A 14,658-nucleotide genomic window follows, 5' to 3' on the forward strand; every position below is an offset into this window, starting at 1 on the left:
ACAATGATGAAAACACAGTTAATCTTGACAAAGCGTTATTCCCGGCTGTATATTACGCTTTAGTTATGGAAAGGTCGAAACCGAGAAAAAAACCATCAAAGAGAATTTCAACGGAGAAATCACCGGGGGAAGGGGGCCTCTCTCTTCGTGCCAGAATATGGTTCGACATGGACGGCGAGACCTTTATTGCGCCGGGAAGAGCTACCCTGCTCGAAAGGATAGACCGGTACGGCTCCATCAGCAAGGCTGCAAAATCGATGGAAATGTCCTACCGCCATGCATGGCTCCTGGTTGATGATATGAACAGGAAAGCAATATCACCTCTTGTTGAAAGAGTATCCGGTGGTAAAGGGGGCGGAGGAACGGTATTGACGGTGGAAGGAAAAAAGACCCTTGAAAGGTTTGAAAAGCTGCAAGGGAAAATAAGGAATTTTGTCGAAGAAGTGGCGAAAGAAAACGGCATGCTTTAAAAATGTTTCCGGTCCGTTATTATGAATCTTAAAAATAAACTTCCTTCAACTATAAAAGAAGTAAAAAAGGGAAAACTCAACGCCCACGTCTCTCTCGAATGGAAGGATATTCCCTTGAGCGTTATTATCACCTCTGCCTCTGCCGATGAAATGGGTCTTGTCCGGGGAGACCGGGTGGACGCACTTTTCAAGGCCTCTGACGTTATTCTGGCCAGGGGGCTTTCGGGTCAGTTAAGCGCCAGAAATGTTTTTAGCGGGAAGATTGTAGAGCTTAAAAAAAGCTTCCCCCTGGCTATGGTTGATATCAATGCGTCAGGCTGCATGGTGTGTGCTGAAATCACCCTCTCTTCACTGGAAGCAATGGGATTGAAGGAAGGGGAGGATGTGGATGTAGTAATTAAATCGTCTGAGCTTATTTTGGCAAAGGCACTATAGTGACAGGTGGTATTGCGCTCAGGTTGTACTTTTTTTAACTTTCTTTGTGTCCTTGGCGCCTTGACGTAAAATAAAAAAATTAGAGAAACAACATGACATCGAACAAATATCTCCATAAACTATGTCTCACCCTCTCCTTATCTTTGGCTTTATTCATCTCCACTGCAGAGGGGGCAGAAAAAACCCTAAACATCGCCGCCGCATCAAATCTCACTTACGTCATGCCTGAAATAGTGAAGGTATTCGAGAAAACGCACAAAGGCATAAAGACAAAACTCTCTCTCGCCTCATCGGGCAGCATCTATTCGCAGATAATTAACGGCGCGCCCTATGATGTCTTTCTTTCGGCCGACGAACTGAGGCCGTCACTGCTTTATAAAGAGGGCAAGACCATTGGAAAACCTTTTACCTATGCCACAGGCAAGCTTGTTCTCTGGACGGGAAAAAAAATGACTCTTGTAGAAGGACTTTTTGTTCTCTCTTCACCGAAGGTAAAGCGGGTGGCCATTGCCAATCCGAGACATGCGCCCTATGGGGAGGCTGCAAAAAAGACTCTCATCGATGCGGGCCTGTGGGAGGTGATTCAATCCAAACTGATCTATGGTGAAAACATTGGACAGGCGGCGCACTTTGTCAGTTCCGGTTCAGCAGATGTGGGGGTCATTGCCGAATCGATGCTTAAATCGCCCGTCATGGCATCAGGCACAAGCTATCTATTGCCCGAGGGAAGTTACGATCCAATCACACAATACGGCGTTGTCATTAAAAACAAAAGGGGAAACCGTGAGAGGGCTCAATTATTCCGCAAGTACCTGAAATCTGATATAGCACAAGCTATCTTTAAAGACTATGGCTACGGAGTGGAGTAGTGCAGGATTTCAGTCCCATATTTCTCTCTATCAAGCTCTCATTCGTTACGACCCTCTTTCTCTTTGCTTTCGGTATCCCCTTTTCCTACTGGCTTTCAGTGACGAAAAACAAGCTAAAACCCGCCCTGGAAGCAATAATTGCGCTCCCCATCGTCCTGCCACCGACAGTGCTGGGCTTTTACATTCTTCTTGCTATTGGCAGTAACGGGCCTTTTGGTAAACTCTACGAATCAATTTTCGACAGCCAGCTTGCCTTTTCTTTTACAGGCCTTGTGGTGGGGTCGTTTTTTTACTCCTTTCCCTTTGCCGTCCAACCCATTCAGTCAGCCTTTGAGTCCATCGACAAAAAACTCATTGAAGCGTCATGGACACTGGGCAAGTCGCAATTTGAAACCTTCCGGCGTATCATTTTACCTCTTTCAAGAAAGGGTCTCATTACAGGCGGCGTCCTCTCTTTTGCCCACACTATGGGTGAGTTCGGCGTCGTTCTTATGGTGGGGGGGAATATTCCCGGCGTCACAAAAGTAGCCTCCATTGCCATCTATGATGAAGTGCAGGCCCTTAATTATAGAGGGGCAAACATCTACTCTCTCATACTGCTCCTTATTTCCTTCTCCGTCCTTCTTATGGTTTATGTTTTTAACCGTCAAACAGTGAGGGCGCTATGAGTTGCTTCGAAGCTTCTTTCAGGAAAACCTTTCATGGAAAAAAGGGGGAAGAATTCTCTCTCGATCTCGATTTCACCCTGCCTGAAGGCAAAATTACAGTCATCTTCGGGCCCTCAGGTTCAGGCAAGTCAACCATACTGAGACTTATTGCCGGACTTGATGCAGCCAATGGGGGGGTATTCAAATCAGCAGGGGAAACATGGTTTAATGCTGAAAAGGGAATAAACCTTGCGCCACAGGAGAGACAGACAGGCTTTCTCTTCCAGGATCTTGCCCTTTTTCCGCACCTCACCGTTGAAGGAAATATGAGTTATGCTATAGAAAAAAAGAGCGAAAAGCTCAGAATAAAAGCGCTTTTAGAAATGACGGAACTGACGGGTCTGGAGCACCGTTATCCCCATGAGCTTTCAGGAGGGCAGCAACAGCGCCTTGCCCTGGCAAGGTCCATCGCCGGAGAACCGAAGCTGCTCCTTCTCGATGAACCCTTCTCGGCTCTCGACAGGTCTGTAAAAAAACGTATCCACGAAGAATTCCTCAAGTTCCATGACCGTTTCGGCTTTACGGCCCTCATGGTAACCCACGACATATCCGAGGCCTACCGCCTTGCCGAGCATGCCATAATTTTGAAGGAAGGGAAAAAGGTTAAGGAAGGTACACCGGAAGAGGTCTTTCTGGGAAAGACCCTGAGTACAAGAATCCAGATCCCCGTCAAGGTGATTGAAATGGAGTCCGACGAGATTCACACCCTCCTTACCGTAGAGGAAGGAAGAAGGACCTTCCGCGTCTTCGTCGATAACGATGAGGCAAAAAAAATCACCATCGGCGATGAAGTCATCGTCGCCGCCAAAGCATCGGAAGCGCTGGTTTTCAAGGTGTAAAACACCACAATTTGTCATTTCGAACGTACGTGAGAAATCTTGATTTAATAACTGAAGGTTTGCCACAGAATTCGCTGAAGGTCACAGAAAAATCTATAGAACAGGGATATCACAGATTTTACGGATCAACAGGGATTTTCAATCTTTTACTAAAAAATGTGAGATTCCGTTCCGCACCTTCCACATTTACAAAAACTATCTATATTAAATCGCAGGCACTTTAATTGTTCTGCAATAATTCAGAAAAAGGGAGGAAAGAAGATTAGTGGATTTACCCGGATACCCTTTTAAGTTCCCGGCACAATTTTTCCGTTAAATGGACGCCCATGACCATTTGTTCCATAAACAGAGCATTCATTACCTATAAAAGGAATACCTGATTTTGATGCACTTTCCAGATACTCACTTTGATAAAAGTTTAAAGTAACTTTATCCGAAGCATCTCTTCCATATGTCCTAATAGAGTCGGATTTAACGGATGTTTTACCTTTTTCAATGTGCTGAAACTCATAGGCATTTGTTTTTGATACGCTCCCGTTTATTAACAGTTCAACGGTTACTGCAAGATGATAGACATCACAAATCCTACCCTTTTCTCTGACTTGAACTGAATAATTATAATAGTGGTAGTTAGCCGTATCTTCTTCATTAATAATCGATATTTCCACCTCTGCCTCATCTCCGGCACAACCAATCATGAAAGAGAAGCAAAAAAATAACAATAAGTAAACTTTCACGGACCCTCCAAATTGCAGTTTTTTATAAATTACTAATCAAGGTAAATCTGTGTCTAAATAAACACGATGGGGACAAAATACACACACTTTTTAACATCAATCATGAAAGCATATAGCCCCGGAAGAAAAACCGGGGATGCGAGAAAGTCAGTAAATCCAAAGCCTTTACAGCACATCACCATAATCTGTTTCCTCTTTTAGCCTTTCAATCAACAACCTGGCAGCCATATCATGCAACTGATGTGCCTTCTATCAAATTTCTTTACAAACAAATGTGACTGAGGTATAAAAAAAGTTCGGCAGGGCCGGTATTGCTTACAAATATTTTGAGACAATAAATCACAATGAGAGAATAAAATGCATCTATTAGGGATAATTGAAATTATCATACAAATCTATTTTGCCGTTCATGCAGGCAGAACCGGCCGTTACGGGTGGATTTTTCTCATCCTCTTTTTTCCCTTGATTGGATCACTAATATACTTTTTTATTGAATATCTGCCGGAAATGCAGATGGAGGCAAAGATAAAAAAATCAAGAAACCAGAGTCCGCGAAAAAACATATCGCAATTAAAGCGGGAACTGGAACTGACAGACTGTATTAAAAACAGGATAAATCTTGCTGAAGCCTATTATCATGAGGGGCAATATGAAGCGTCCATTGATTTACTGGAGAAAAGCCTTACAGGAGCCAATGCCAAAGATCCTCATATATTGGAAGGATTGAGTTTCTCTCATTATAAAAAAGAGGATTACGCAAAGGCAAAAGAATATCTGTCCTTGTTAAAAGAAAATACAGAGGGCAAACTTGCAAGTAATTTACGGCTCATGAAAGCAAAGACCCATGAAGCATTGGGAGAGGCAGAAAAAGCGCTGGAAGAATACAAGGCCATTGCAAACAGTTATGAAAGTGAAGAGGCAAGATGCCGTTATGCGTTGCTGCTGAAAAAATGCGGGCAACATGACTCTGCAAAAGAGCAATTTGAGGAAATATTAAAAAATGCAAAACTATACCCCAAACAATATAAGAAATTTCAAGGCAAGTGGGTAGCCATAGCCAGAGAAGAAGTACGCTGAAGGCCTGGTAATAGAAAAAAACGCGAGCCGGTTTTAATCCTTTTAAAGAGGCCTGAAAACAACCCTGGAAGCCCTATAAAGGTAAAAAGCGTTTAATGAAAGGCAGAAAAATGATTTGCAATCTTGCAATGATTAGGCTATAAAAAGCAGCAATTAAATTTAGAAGGATTTCCCCCCGGCAGTATATCAATATGGATCACCAAAGAGAGATTAACAACACCCATTGGACGCTCATCTTCATCAGTTGGCTTGTCGCCGCTGTTTCAACGCTGGGCAGCCTCTTTTTCAGTGAAATAATGGAATTGACGCCCTGCGTATTGTGCTGGTACCAACGGATATTTTTATTTCCCCTGGCAGTGATACTGCTGGTCGGCCTTTTTCCCTTCGACAAAAAGGTGGTTCGCTATGCATTACCCCTGACAATCATCGGTTTGCTCTTCACCCTTTATCATTGCCTGCTCTTTTTTGGATTTATCCCCGAGGCCCTTAAACCATGCAGCCAGGGCGTGTCCTGTGCCGACGACAGTATGGTGCTGTTCGGCTTTTTGCCAATCCCCCTGCTTTCCCTGGCTTCATTTTTGATTATTCTTACTTTATTACTAATAACCCGAAAAAGGATGTATAAATGAAAAAAAACTATCTTGTAATCGGATCGGTACTGCTGATGGTGCTCATATTTGCCATCGCCGCCTTTATCTATAACTCCCGGCAGACGCAAAAACAGATTAAACAGGCCACTGAACAATCGGGGGCTTTGATCAGGGCCCATTCCCCCAGAAAAGGGAATCCTGATGCAAAGGTTACCATTGTGGAGTTCATGGACCCGGCCTGTGAAACGTGCGCTAAATTCCACCCTTTTGTAAAGAAGCTCATGGCATCCCATCCAGGCAAGGTAAACCTGGTGATTCGTTATGCGGCATTTCACCAGGGTTCTGACCTGATGGTAAAGATACTTGAAGCCGTCAAGAAACAGGGTAAGTTCTGGGAGGTACTGGAAAAGATGTTCGAAACCCAGCCCTATTGGGCCTCTCACCATAACCCGCAGCCACAGGCATTCTGGAACTACTTGCAGCGTTCAGGCTTCGATATGGCCTACCTTGAAAAAGCAATAAATGATCCGGAAATTATAAAAGTCCTTGAAAGGGACCAGGCCGATATCAGGCGCCTGGGTGTAAACAAAACGCCCACCTTCTTCGTTAACGGCAAACCGCTGCCCAGCTTTGGCTATGAGCAACTGGCGACCCTGGTAAATGCCGAAGTGGCGGCAAATTACTAAGCATAGTCAGTAAAAAAGAGACGAGCTTTCTCTTTCACTCATTTATCATCAACAATGAGAATATTCTTTTTCATCATTATTTGACGAGCTTGGGATTATTTTTATGTCTCTTTGAGTCCCGTCTCGTCTTCTTATCCAGATTTTTTCTGATTGCCCCGGTCATATCTATGCCTGTCTGGTTGGCTATACAGGTAATAACAAAGAAAATATCAGCCAGTTCGTCGGCAAGGGAAATCTCCTTATCTGACGGTTTAAAACTCTGGTCGCCATAGGTTCTGGACATAACTCTTGCCAGTTCCCCGACTTCTTCCATGAGTTGCGCAAGGTTGGTCATTTCCGAGAAATACCGAACACCATGCTCCTTTATCCAGTCATCAACAATTGTCTGATACTCTCTAAAAGTTATATTTTCCACCTGTCTCCCTGCAAATAAGTTTACTAATTTGATTGTAACGTAATATAATAGGTTATATAACCAGCCTGAACAAGAACTAACCCATAGCTTTTTAACTTTTTTTACCATACTGGATGAAAACAATAACGACGGATTTCCCGGCAGCAACAAAGAAGAATATTATTAGAGTCATTCTCCTTCTCGCTTTCTTATTATTTCAACCAGGGCAAGCTCTCTTTGCACAGGAAGATTTCCCGGAAGAAAGCGAGCTTGAATCAATTGAGAAATCGATTGAAGCGCTCCTTCCTTCAGAGGAAAAAGATGAGCTAAGAAGTCGCTACTACCTTATTCTTGCCCGGGAAAAGCTGAATAATAAGGAGTTTGAGGAAACACTTAATTTACTCGAAAACAACAGTGAGTATATTAGGGATGAAAAAACCGCCACACTGATGAGGGGGATAGCCTGCTATTTTACAGGAAGCCACTATGAAGCTGAAGCTGAATTACTTAACATTGCCTATGACGATGGGGGAAACAAGGAGGCGCTAAACCTGCTTGGAAGTATCTATTATGAAAGAGGTGATCTGACTATTGCCATAGAACACTGGCAATGGGCGCTATCGCTTGAAAAGGAGAATGCGGAACTTAAGGCAATGATTGCCAAGGCAAAGAGGGAGGCTGCCGTAGAATCAAAAATGGAGAAAACCTTTACAGGCAGGTTTCTCATTAATTATGACGGCAGGCGCGATGAAAAAACAGGCCATGTCATATCGGGTATACTGGAAGAAGCTTATTATGACGTAGGCACAGACCTCAACTTCTTTCCCGAAAAAGAGATAAGCGTCATTATATATACGGAAAAGGAATTTAAGGAAGTCACCCTGGCGCCGGGCTGGGCCGGAGGGCTTTATGATGGGAAAATAAGAATCCCCTCCGGTGGCGCCGAGCTCTCGTCCATGAAGCTCAGGCAACTCATTTACCATGAATACACCCATGCCGTTATTCATCTACTTGCAGGAGGCATGTGCCCCAGGTGGCTTAACGAAGGGATTGCCATGTACGAAGAGAGCAAAGTGAATGCAGAAGGGGAACAATTCAAGGCAAGCCCAAAGAGTAACATCGATATCTCCAGCAGTGGTGACATTGACCTTCTTTTAATGTCAGACAATGCAGACAAGGCCCTCTTTGCCTACAGACAGAGTTACAGCCTTGCCAGGAACCTTATAGACAACTACGGAATCCACAAGATTGCCGGACTGTTAAAGGCCCTTGGAAAAAACAAACCCTTTAAAAAAACATTCAACCAGGCATACGGCAACGACAACCTTTCCTTTGACACGTGGTGGAAAAATGTATATAAAGATTAATAGGTCAATCGGTTTATCCCGGATTAGGGAGGGCATGAAATTCAGGAGCAATATATGACTGAAGAAGAGTATAATAAAGCAATGGCCAAAGGCATTGCGCTTCTTAAAAAGGGACATGCCGTTGATGCCGTATTTATCTTCGAAGAAATTATCGAAAAAACAGGCCCTAACGGAGCAGCTTATTCCCTGCTCGGCCTTTCCATGGCCAGGGCGAAGGTAGAAATAAAAAAAGCGGAAAAATACTGCATAGAAGCGATTAAGATGCACCCATCAAGGGCTGATTATTACCGTAATCTTGCAGAGCTTTACATGATCGCAAGAAAGAGAAATAAAGCGATCATGGTTCTTGAAAGAGGTGTGAAAGTCTGTAAAAATAAAAAAATGCTCCTCCAAAAATGGAGAATGATGGGCATGAGAAAAAGCCCGCCTCTTCCATTTCTTTCAAGATCAAATCCGGTAAACAAGTATCTGGGATTATTACGAAGAAGGATATCCTCATAGGAGCCCGGCAGGCTCCTGGATAAAGAGGATATCAAGGGGGGCATTTATTTACGATCACACCCTGCCTGTCACTGAAAATCGGTTCTTTTTAAGAAAGGGGGAAGATGAAGTCAACTTTCCTCCAGTAATTCAGGAATCTCCAGGCCGTCTTTCTCGATAATTTCCCTGAAAGTCTTCACTACTTCCGGATCGAACTGTATTCCCGCCATTCTTTCAAGCTCTTCCACGGCAGCCTCGGTTGACATAGCCGACCGGTAAGGGCGTTCCGACGTCATTGCTTCAAAGGCATCGGCCACACCGACAATCCTGGCGCCAAGGGGAATTTCATCACCTTTTTTACCATAAGGATAACCCTCGCCATTATAAAATTCATGGTGGTGCATGACAATGGAAACAACACCCTCCAAACCATTCATTCGTTTCAATATTTTGCTCCCTATCCTGGGATGTTCTTTCATTTCGTGAAACTCATCGTTCGAAAGGGGCGCTTCTTTGAGAAGTATGCTGTCACGAATACCTATTTTACCAATATCATGAAGAATGGCACCTCTTTTTATCGTTTCCATATCGGCACCCGATATACCCATTTTTTCAGCAATCATGCAGGAGTATATGGACAGGCGAACAGCATGGTTGGCCGTATACTGGTCTCTCGCCTCAACGGCATTTGCAAGGGCTGCAATCACATCGAGATGAGTACTTTTCACCCTTTCATATAACCTGGCATTTTCAATGGCAATTCCCGCCTGACCGCAAAGAACGGAAACAACTTCTTCGTCGGAATGGGTAAAGGGCTGATTGTTGGACACTTTGGCCAGGTTCAATACACCATGGAGATTATTATTTATTATGATAGGAACGCAAAGGGCAGAATTTATTTCATTATTTTTCATTAGGGATTCAAGTTCAGGCGCTATTTCATCTTTGCCACCATCGAGCAGCAAAGACTTCCTGTTTTTCACGACCCATTTATCGATATCCAAAGTATATTCCCTGGTATGGTCATCATTCATATCGACACCGAGAGCTGCCTTCATTTTAAGTGTGCCGTCATTTTCGAGAAGCATGAGAGAGGTCCTCTCGGAATTCGTATATTGTGCAGCCTCTTCAACAATAATATCCATAAGCTGATCGATATTAAGTTCCCGAAGAAGCCTTTTATTCACTTCAAAAAGAGGAAGTGTCGCTTTAAGCTTGATATTTTCTTTAATTATCCTGCTTCTGTCGAGAACATCTTCTACGGCATCACGAATTTCACCGGGTGTAAAAGGCTTCAGGATAAAAGCCTGCGTGCCGTGCCGCATGGACTCCATGGCAATATCGATGGTTCCGTGACCTGTAATGACAATAATGGGAAGAACAACGGAAAACTCGCCTCTTATTTTTTCAATCAGCGGCATGCCCCCGAGCTTGGGCATTTTTATATCCGTTATGACAAGGTCATAGGACTCATTGACTAATTTGTTATAACCCTCTTCACCATCGGAAGCCGTTGATACTGAATAATCGGCATTAGTCAATATTTCAGCGAGCACCTCCCGAATCACGGGCTCATCATCAATGATCAGGATATTTTCCTTTAGCATCAATCATACTCCTTTATAGGCAATTTAATTGTAAAGGTACTTCCTTTTCCAGCTTGACTCTTAAGGTCGATTTTACCACCATGTTTTTCAATGATTCCATGACTGACGGAAAGCCCCAGACCAGTCCCTTTTGTTTCAGGCTTTGTTGTAAAGAAAGGATCGAATATCTTGCTGCTCACCTCTTCCGACATTCCGATACCGCTATCTTCAATGGCAATATTAACCCAGGCATGGCTGGCAAAAGTCTTTACCTTCAGGATGCCGCCATCGTACATGGCATGTATGGCATTATTGAAAAGGTTAAGTAAAACCTGTTTAATCTGCGCGGCATCCACAGCAATCAGGGGAATGCCGGGCGCATATTCCTCAACGATTTCTATATCTGAAAGTTTTGCCTGATGAGAGATAAGATCCAGCGTATCCCCTACGATATCAAGAATATCCATAGACTCTGTTCTTGAATCGGATTGCCTTGCAAAATCCAGCAGATTCCGCACAATGGTTCTGATCCGCATCGTTTCATCATGTATAACCTTCAGCCTTTTCCTGTCTTTTTCAGAACCCTCGGGATTATCCATCATCATGCAGGTATAGGTCAAGACCCCCGTAAGAGGATTGTTTACCTCGTGGGCCACATTTGCCGCAAGTTCCCCGAGTGATGCCAGTTTGGCCGTTCTAAGAAGCTGTTCCTGTGTCTTTTTGATTTCATCGAGCTGCTCTTTCAGTTTCCCGTAAAGCTGGGAATTTTCAACGGCCGTTCCTATCTGGTCTCCAATGGCGCGAAGCAACTTCACCTCATCGCCGGAAAAGGCATGTGAAGCATAGGACGTGATATTCATGGCGCCCAGCGTCTCTTCCCGTGATCGCAGAGGAATACTCGCAAAGGCCTTGAATTTTACATCAAGGAGGGACAATCTTGTTGCTCTTGCATCTATTGACACATCATCGACGATGATAGGTTCACCCGAGGTTGCAACCTTACCGGCAATGCCCTCGCCCGGCTTGAGAAGCCTGATCTCGGCGGCAAGCTCAGCTTCTATACCTTCGTAAGCAGCCATTTCAAAAACCTTTCCTCCCCTGGCCGGCAGATAAATCCAGCCAAACTCCATTCCTGTTACCTTTAAAACCTCCTGCAGAGCCCCATGAAGCGTCGTTTTTAAATTAAGCGACTGGTTAACGACAGAAGCAACCATATTTATGGCAAAAAGCTGCTGCAAATGACGATTAATCTCTTCATCCTTTTTTGACAGGGAATCGACCATCCGGTTAAAAGATGTAGCCAGATGACCTATTTCATCCTTTGAACTTACGTCAATCTGCTCGTAGGTCCCCCTCTTCTCAATGGCCTCTACCCCCCTGTTGAGCCTTAAAAGAGGGTCCGTTATTCTTTTTGCCAGCAGGTAGGCAAATATAAAACCGAGCGGGAGAAAAAGCATGGCAACGGAAATACTCGCCAGCACAATATCTCTCAGGCTGGCCTCAACGCTCCTCAGGGAAAGGCCGACCCTAACCACCCCTATTATCATCCCCTTTTCCAGATCACCCGGCAAGTCACTATTCTCCCCCTCTATTGCCTCCGCTTCCATATCCATGACAATATCTTCATCGCGAAATACTTTTGAAACCTTTACAGGAGCCCACAATTCATAAATAGTATCATTAGCTACCGTCATTTCCCGCCAGAAAGGAGCGCCCTGCCTGTAAATTTCCTTTCTTACATCCACAGGCAGAGGCTCATTCTCTTTGTCAAAAGGCAGCGGATGTTCCGAAGATGCCAGTTTAATGGTCAAAGGCTTTCCTTCCATGTTATAAGCGCCTGCATAAAGGGTATTTCGCTCCTGCAAAACACCAATAAGAGCAGGTGTTATTAAGTCGGGATTTTCTGCAAAAACACCGAGCTTACTTTCAGAAGCAAGGTTGGAAACCGTAGATAAACCGTTCCTGACAAGCTCCTGCTTTAAAAGTTTTCCCTGCTGATAGATAACCACGGCCGTAAAACATATGGATAAAGAGGCAACCAGGATAGCGACAGACCAGAAAACCTTCGGCAAAAAGCCGCTCAAAATTTTATCTATCATTTTATCTCGGTATCCATAAGCCACAAGCCTGCTTTATAAGGCTTAAAAGGCTCCTGGTTTTTATCTTCAAAAAAAGGTCTCCACTGTTTAAAAGGCGTACCTGCCCGGCATTTAAGCCCCGGAAGGTATTCAATAAACCTTATGGGCCGAAGCAATCAAATTTTCAGGCAGTTTAAGGCCCAGTTTTTTTGCAATACGGCTATTAAGGGTCAGCTTTAACTTTCTCGGTCTATAAGGAGTTACCTTCATAACCTTTTTGCCGTCAAGAATTTTTTGTGCAATTTCCCCTGCCTGGCGCCCCACATCTTCACTGTCAAAAGAAAAGGCCATAAGCGCGCCGTTTTTAACATATTTTTCGGAAATACCAATAAGGGGTATGCTGTTTTGAAGTGAAAAAAGAAGCATGTATTCTGCCGATTCTCTCGTTATGGCTGTCGTATCGGGAATCATCCAGAGTGCGTCTACATTTCCCTTCATCTCTGAAATAGCGTTAATCGTTTCAGATTTTGCATTTATACTGACGGCAATAAGGGTGATTCCAAGCGCTCTGGCGGCAATCCTGCCCTCTTCAATAAGATTGCTTGTTTTTGACGGGTCATAAACGACACCTATTCTCTTTGTATGAGGGGCTGCTTCCAGAAGAGCGGCAAACTGAACATCAGGGGGGATATTCATACTGATACCGGTCATATTTGCCGGCAGCTTACCGGCAGGGTGACCGATAATTTCATGAGGATTCAAAACAAAGGTAAAAATAACAGGTATGTCTTTTACGCTGTTTTTTACAAGATTTAAAGCGTCGCTGCCAAGTGTAAAGACAAGGTGCATCTTGTCATCATTAAGGTACATCACTACTCTGGCCGCTTTTTCATCATCATAATCAAGCACGTACTCATTGACTTCAGCATTTACACTCGATTTAAAGCCATTAACAGCATCCTGGTATGGCCTGATGTCAACACTCTTAACGGCAGCCACGTCCTCCCCATGAAGGGGGGCAACATATAACAATAGCAGCATAATCGAGACAATTATCTTCATCGCACTTCTGCAGTTAAAATGTCTGCTAATAAAATCAATCATCGATTTAATTATTATAATCTAATCCGGTTTATCGGTTTTAATCCTTAAGGGGCGCAATTCCCCAAAGCATGCTGCGATATAAAATTAATGACTCCAATTTATATCGTGTCTGTTTGCTGCGGGGTGGCTGGTTTATATACTATTAAGAAATGAAGGTTTCTACAATCCTTTATTTTAAAAATTACAGAGGCCTCCGGCCTAAAAATGCCTTCTTTCTCCGGGAGAGTCCTTTAGTGGCGAAAGGTCATCATATGCCCTGTTGAATAGATTGCGAGCAACCGGACGCCCATATTTTTCCTTATATCACTTTTCCATTCTGCTCCCCAAAAGGGAAAAGGTTCCTTAAGGCTTTAGCCAAATTGACCTTCTTCTCTTCCTGCTCTGCAGCAACAAAATAATCAGCGGACAAAGCACTAAAGGGGTTTAATAATTCCGGTGAGTGTATTTGACTTTCTTTATGAGTTTCTGCTGCAAACAGAAAGGAAGGGAATAATAAGCAAACAATTGAGAGAGAAATGAAAATATGACAGAGGGTGCAATTTATTTTTGACATAAGCATGATTCCTACTATACTAATTAAACCATTGCATCATTCTACATTTAAAAAATCTTTGTGTAAAGCCTATCTTTTCCGTTTAAAGACAAATACTCCTTACGGTTCAAAGGTGTAAGTCATGGTATTTATTGAGCATTTTATAAATCAAGACAAATGGATCCAAAGGTTTATCCCTTATATCACTGAAAATGGCAAAAGCATGGCCCTTCTCAAAAGCTGCGCCCTCACATTCACGCTTTTTATTGCATTTACTGCAATACCTTGCGAAAGTTATGCTCAGGAAACAAGACGTCTTGAACTCGGCATGGGCCTTGCGGGAGCAAGTCTGCCCCACTACAGGGGCTCTGACCAGAGAAGAGACTATTTTGCTCCCTTTCCCTATGTTCTTTACGAAGGAAAAAGACTTAAAGTCAATCGTGACGGCGGACAATTCTACTTTTACGATCATCCCCGTTTTTGGATTGATGTAAGTGCCGCCATGTCACCACCTGTTTTTAGTGATGATAATCACGCACGGGAAGGAATGAATGACCTTCATCCCGTTGTCGAGCTGGGTCCCCGTGTGCAGGTCGTGCTTTTTAAGTCAAAGAAGGGGCATTTCTGGCTCAGAGCCTCCTTCCCTCTGCGCATGGCAATAGCCAGCGACCTTAGGGATACAAGATCCGTCGGCTTTGTATTTTCAC

16 protein-coding genes are annotated in these 14,658 nt (G+C 43.7%); 11 read left to right on the top strand and 5 right to left on the bottom strand.

Annotation, left to right across the window (positions count from 1 at the left end):
• The first annotated feature begins 65 nt into the window (after positions 1-65).
• The 5 genes from OEV42_04275 to OEV42_04295 all read left to right on the top strand — a co-directional run bounded on the left by OEV42_04275 (position 66) and on the right by OEV42_04295 (position 3,320).
• Positions 66-470: a LysR family transcriptional regulator gene (locus OEV42_04275; GenBank protein ID MDH3973478.1), complete on the top strand. Its 405-nt coding sequence runs from the start codon at positions 66-68 to the stop codon at positions 468-470.
• A gap of 21 nt (positions 471-491) precedes the next feature.
• Positions 492-905 (top strand): TOBE domain-containing protein, encoded by a 414-nt coding sequence (locus tag OEV42_04280; protein ID MDH3973479.1) that lies wholly within the window; start codon positions 492-494, stop codon positions 903-905.
• Between the two features lie 92 nt (positions 906-997).
• Complete coding sequence (modA, locus tag OEV42_04285) at positions 998-1,774, top strand: molybdate ABC transporter substrate-binding protein (GenBank protein MDH3973480.1); 777 nt, start codon at positions 998-1,000, stop codon at positions 1,772-1,774.
• Positions 1,774-2,442: a molybdate ABC transporter permease subunit gene (gene modB / locus OEV42_04290; protein ID MDH3973481.1), complete on the top strand. Its 669-nt coding sequence runs from the start codon at positions 1,774-1,776 to the stop codon at positions 2,440-2,442. Before modA ends, modB begins: the two co-directional genes overlap by 1 nt.
• Complete coding sequence (locus tag OEV42_04295) at positions 2,439-3,320, top strand: ABC transporter ATP-binding protein (protein ID MDH3973482.1); 882 nt, start codon at positions 2,439-2,441, stop codon at positions 3,318-3,320. Before modB ends, OEV42_04295 begins: the two co-directional genes overlap by 4 nt.
• Positions 3,321-3,607: 287 nt before the next feature.
• On the opposite strand, the gene OEV42_04300 is transcribed toward OEV42_04295, so the two are convergent.
• A complete protein-coding gene (locus OEV42_04300; protein MDH3973483.1) occupies positions 3,608-4,057 on the bottom strand; it encodes a hypothetical protein in 450 nt (149 codons plus the stop codon).
• Between the two features lie 357 nt (positions 4,058-4,414).
• On the opposite strand from OEV42_04300, the gene OEV42_04305 reads away from it, so the two are divergent.
• From OEV42_04305 to OEV42_04315, 3 genes are all read left to right on the top strand, one after another.
• Positions 4,415-5,134, top strand: a complete 720-nt coding sequence (locus tag OEV42_04305) for a hypothetical protein (protein ID MDH3973484.1) — start codon at positions 4,415-4,417, stop codon at positions 5,132-5,134.
• Positions 5,135-5,325: 191 nt separating this feature from the next.
• Entirely contained in the window at positions 5,326-5,763 is a 438-nt protein-coding gene (locus tag OEV42_04310) for a disulfide bond formation protein B (protein ID MDH3973485.1), read from the top strand.
• A complete protein-coding gene (locus tag OEV42_04315; GenBank protein MDH3973486.1) occupies positions 5,760-6,410 on the top strand; it encodes a DsbA family protein in 651 nt (216 codons plus the stop codon). Before OEV42_04310 ends, OEV42_04315 begins: the two co-directional genes overlap by 4 nt.
• 76 nt (positions 6,411-6,486) lie before the next feature.
• Here OEV42_04315 and OEV42_04320 read toward each other — a convergent pair whose 3' ends face one another.
• A complete protein-coding gene (locus tag OEV42_04320; protein ID MDH3973487.1) occupies positions 6,487-6,816 on the bottom strand; it encodes a nucleotide pyrophosphohydrolase in 330 nt (109 codons plus the stop codon).
• A 122-nt stretch (positions 6,817-6,938) separates the two neighbouring features.
• Between OEV42_04320 and OEV42_04325 the strand changes: the two genes are divergently transcribed.
• Both OEV42_04325 and OEV42_04330 read left to right on the top strand, forming a co-directional pair.
• Positions 6,939-8,171 carry a peptidase MA family metallohydrolase gene (locus tag OEV42_04325; protein ID MDH3973488.1) on the top strand — a complete coding sequence of 411 codons (1,233 nt, stop codon included), beginning with the start codon at positions 6,939-6,941 and terminating at the stop codon, positions 8,169-8,171.
• 54 nt (positions 8,172-8,225) lie between these two features.
• Complete coding sequence (locus OEV42_04330; protein ID MDH3973489.1) at positions 8,226-8,672, top strand: hypothetical protein; 447 nt, start codon at positions 8,226-8,228, stop codon at positions 8,670-8,672.
• A gap of 110 nt (positions 8,673-8,782) precedes the next feature.
• Here OEV42_04330 and OEV42_04335 read toward each other — a convergent pair whose 3' ends face one another.
• The 3 genes from OEV42_04335 to OEV42_04345 form a co-directional block, all read right to left on the bottom strand.
• On the bottom strand, positions 8,783-10,258 hold the full coding sequence (locus tag OEV42_04335; protein ID MDH3973490.1) for a response regulator: 1,476 nt from the start codon (positions 10,256-10,258) through the stop codon (positions 8,783-8,785).
• Positions 10,258-12,336, bottom strand: a complete 2,079-nt coding sequence (locus tag OEV42_04340; protein MDH3973491.1) for a GAF domain-containing protein — start codon at positions 12,334-12,336, stop codon at positions 10,258-10,260. The genes OEV42_04335 and OEV42_04340 overlap by 1 nt, the downstream gene beginning before the upstream one ends.
• Positions 12,337-12,465: 129 nt before the next feature.
• A complete protein-coding gene (locus tag OEV42_04345; GenBank protein MDH3973492.1) occupies positions 12,466-13,377 on the bottom strand; it encodes an ABC transporter substrate-binding protein in 912 nt (303 codons plus the stop codon).
• Between the two features lie 797 nt (positions 13,378-14,174).
• Between OEV42_04345 and OEV42_04350 the strand changes: the two genes are divergently transcribed.
• Positions 14,175-14,658: MipA/OmpV family protein (locus OEV42_04350; GenBank protein MDH3973493.1), on the top strand; the 484-nt coding region annotated here is incomplete at its 3' end.

It is taken from the genome of Deltaproteobacteria bacterium (genome assembly GCA_029860075.1).
Lineage (GTDB): Bacteria > Desulfobacterota > JADFVX01 > JADFVX01 > JADFVX01 > JAOUBX01.

Coding starts and splice junctions, on each gene's coding strand:
- OEV42_04275 (MDH3973478.1), top strand. CDS start 66: ATGGAAAGGTCGAAACCGAGAAAAAAACCATCAAAGAGAATTTCAACG.
- OEV42_04280 (MDH3973479.1), top strand. CDS start 492: ATGAATCTTAAAAATAAACTTCCTTCAACTATAAAAGAAGTAAAAAAG.
- modA (MDH3973480.1), top strand. CDS start 998: ATGACATCGAACAAATATCTCCATAAACTATGTCTCACCCTCTCCTTA.
- OEV42_04295 (MDH3973482.1), top strand. CDS start 2,439: ATGAGTTGCTTCGAAGCTTCTTTCAGGAAAACCTTTCATGGAAAAAAG.
- OEV42_04305 (MDH3973484.1), top strand. CDS start 4,415: ATGCATCTATTAGGGATAATTGAAATTATCATACAAATCTATTTTGCC.
- OEV42_04310 (MDH3973485.1), top strand. CDS start 5,326: ATGGATCACCAAAGAGAGATTAACAACACCCATTGGACGCTCATCTTC.
- OEV42_04315 (MDH3973486.1), top strand. CDS start 5,760: ATGAAAAAAAACTATCTTGTAATCGGATCGGTACTGCTGATGGTGCTC.
- OEV42_04325 (MDH3973488.1), top strand. CDS start 6,939: ATGAAAACAATAACGACGGATTTCCCGGCAGCAACAAAGAAGAATATT.
- OEV42_04330 (MDH3973489.1), top strand. CDS start 8,226: ATGACTGAAGAAGAGTATAATAAAGCAATGGCCAAAGGCATTGCGCTT.
- OEV42_04335 (MDH3973490.1), bottom strand. CDS start 10,258: ATGCTAAAGGAAAATATCCTGATCATTGATGATGAGCCCGTGATTCGG.
- OEV42_04340 (MDH3973491.1), bottom strand. CDS start 12,336: ATGATAGATAAAATTTTGAGCGGCTTTTTGCCGAAGGTTTTCTGGTCT.
- OEV42_04345 (MDH3973492.1), bottom strand. CDS start 13,377: ATGAAGATAATTGTCTCGATTATGCTGCTATTGTTATATGTTGCCCCC.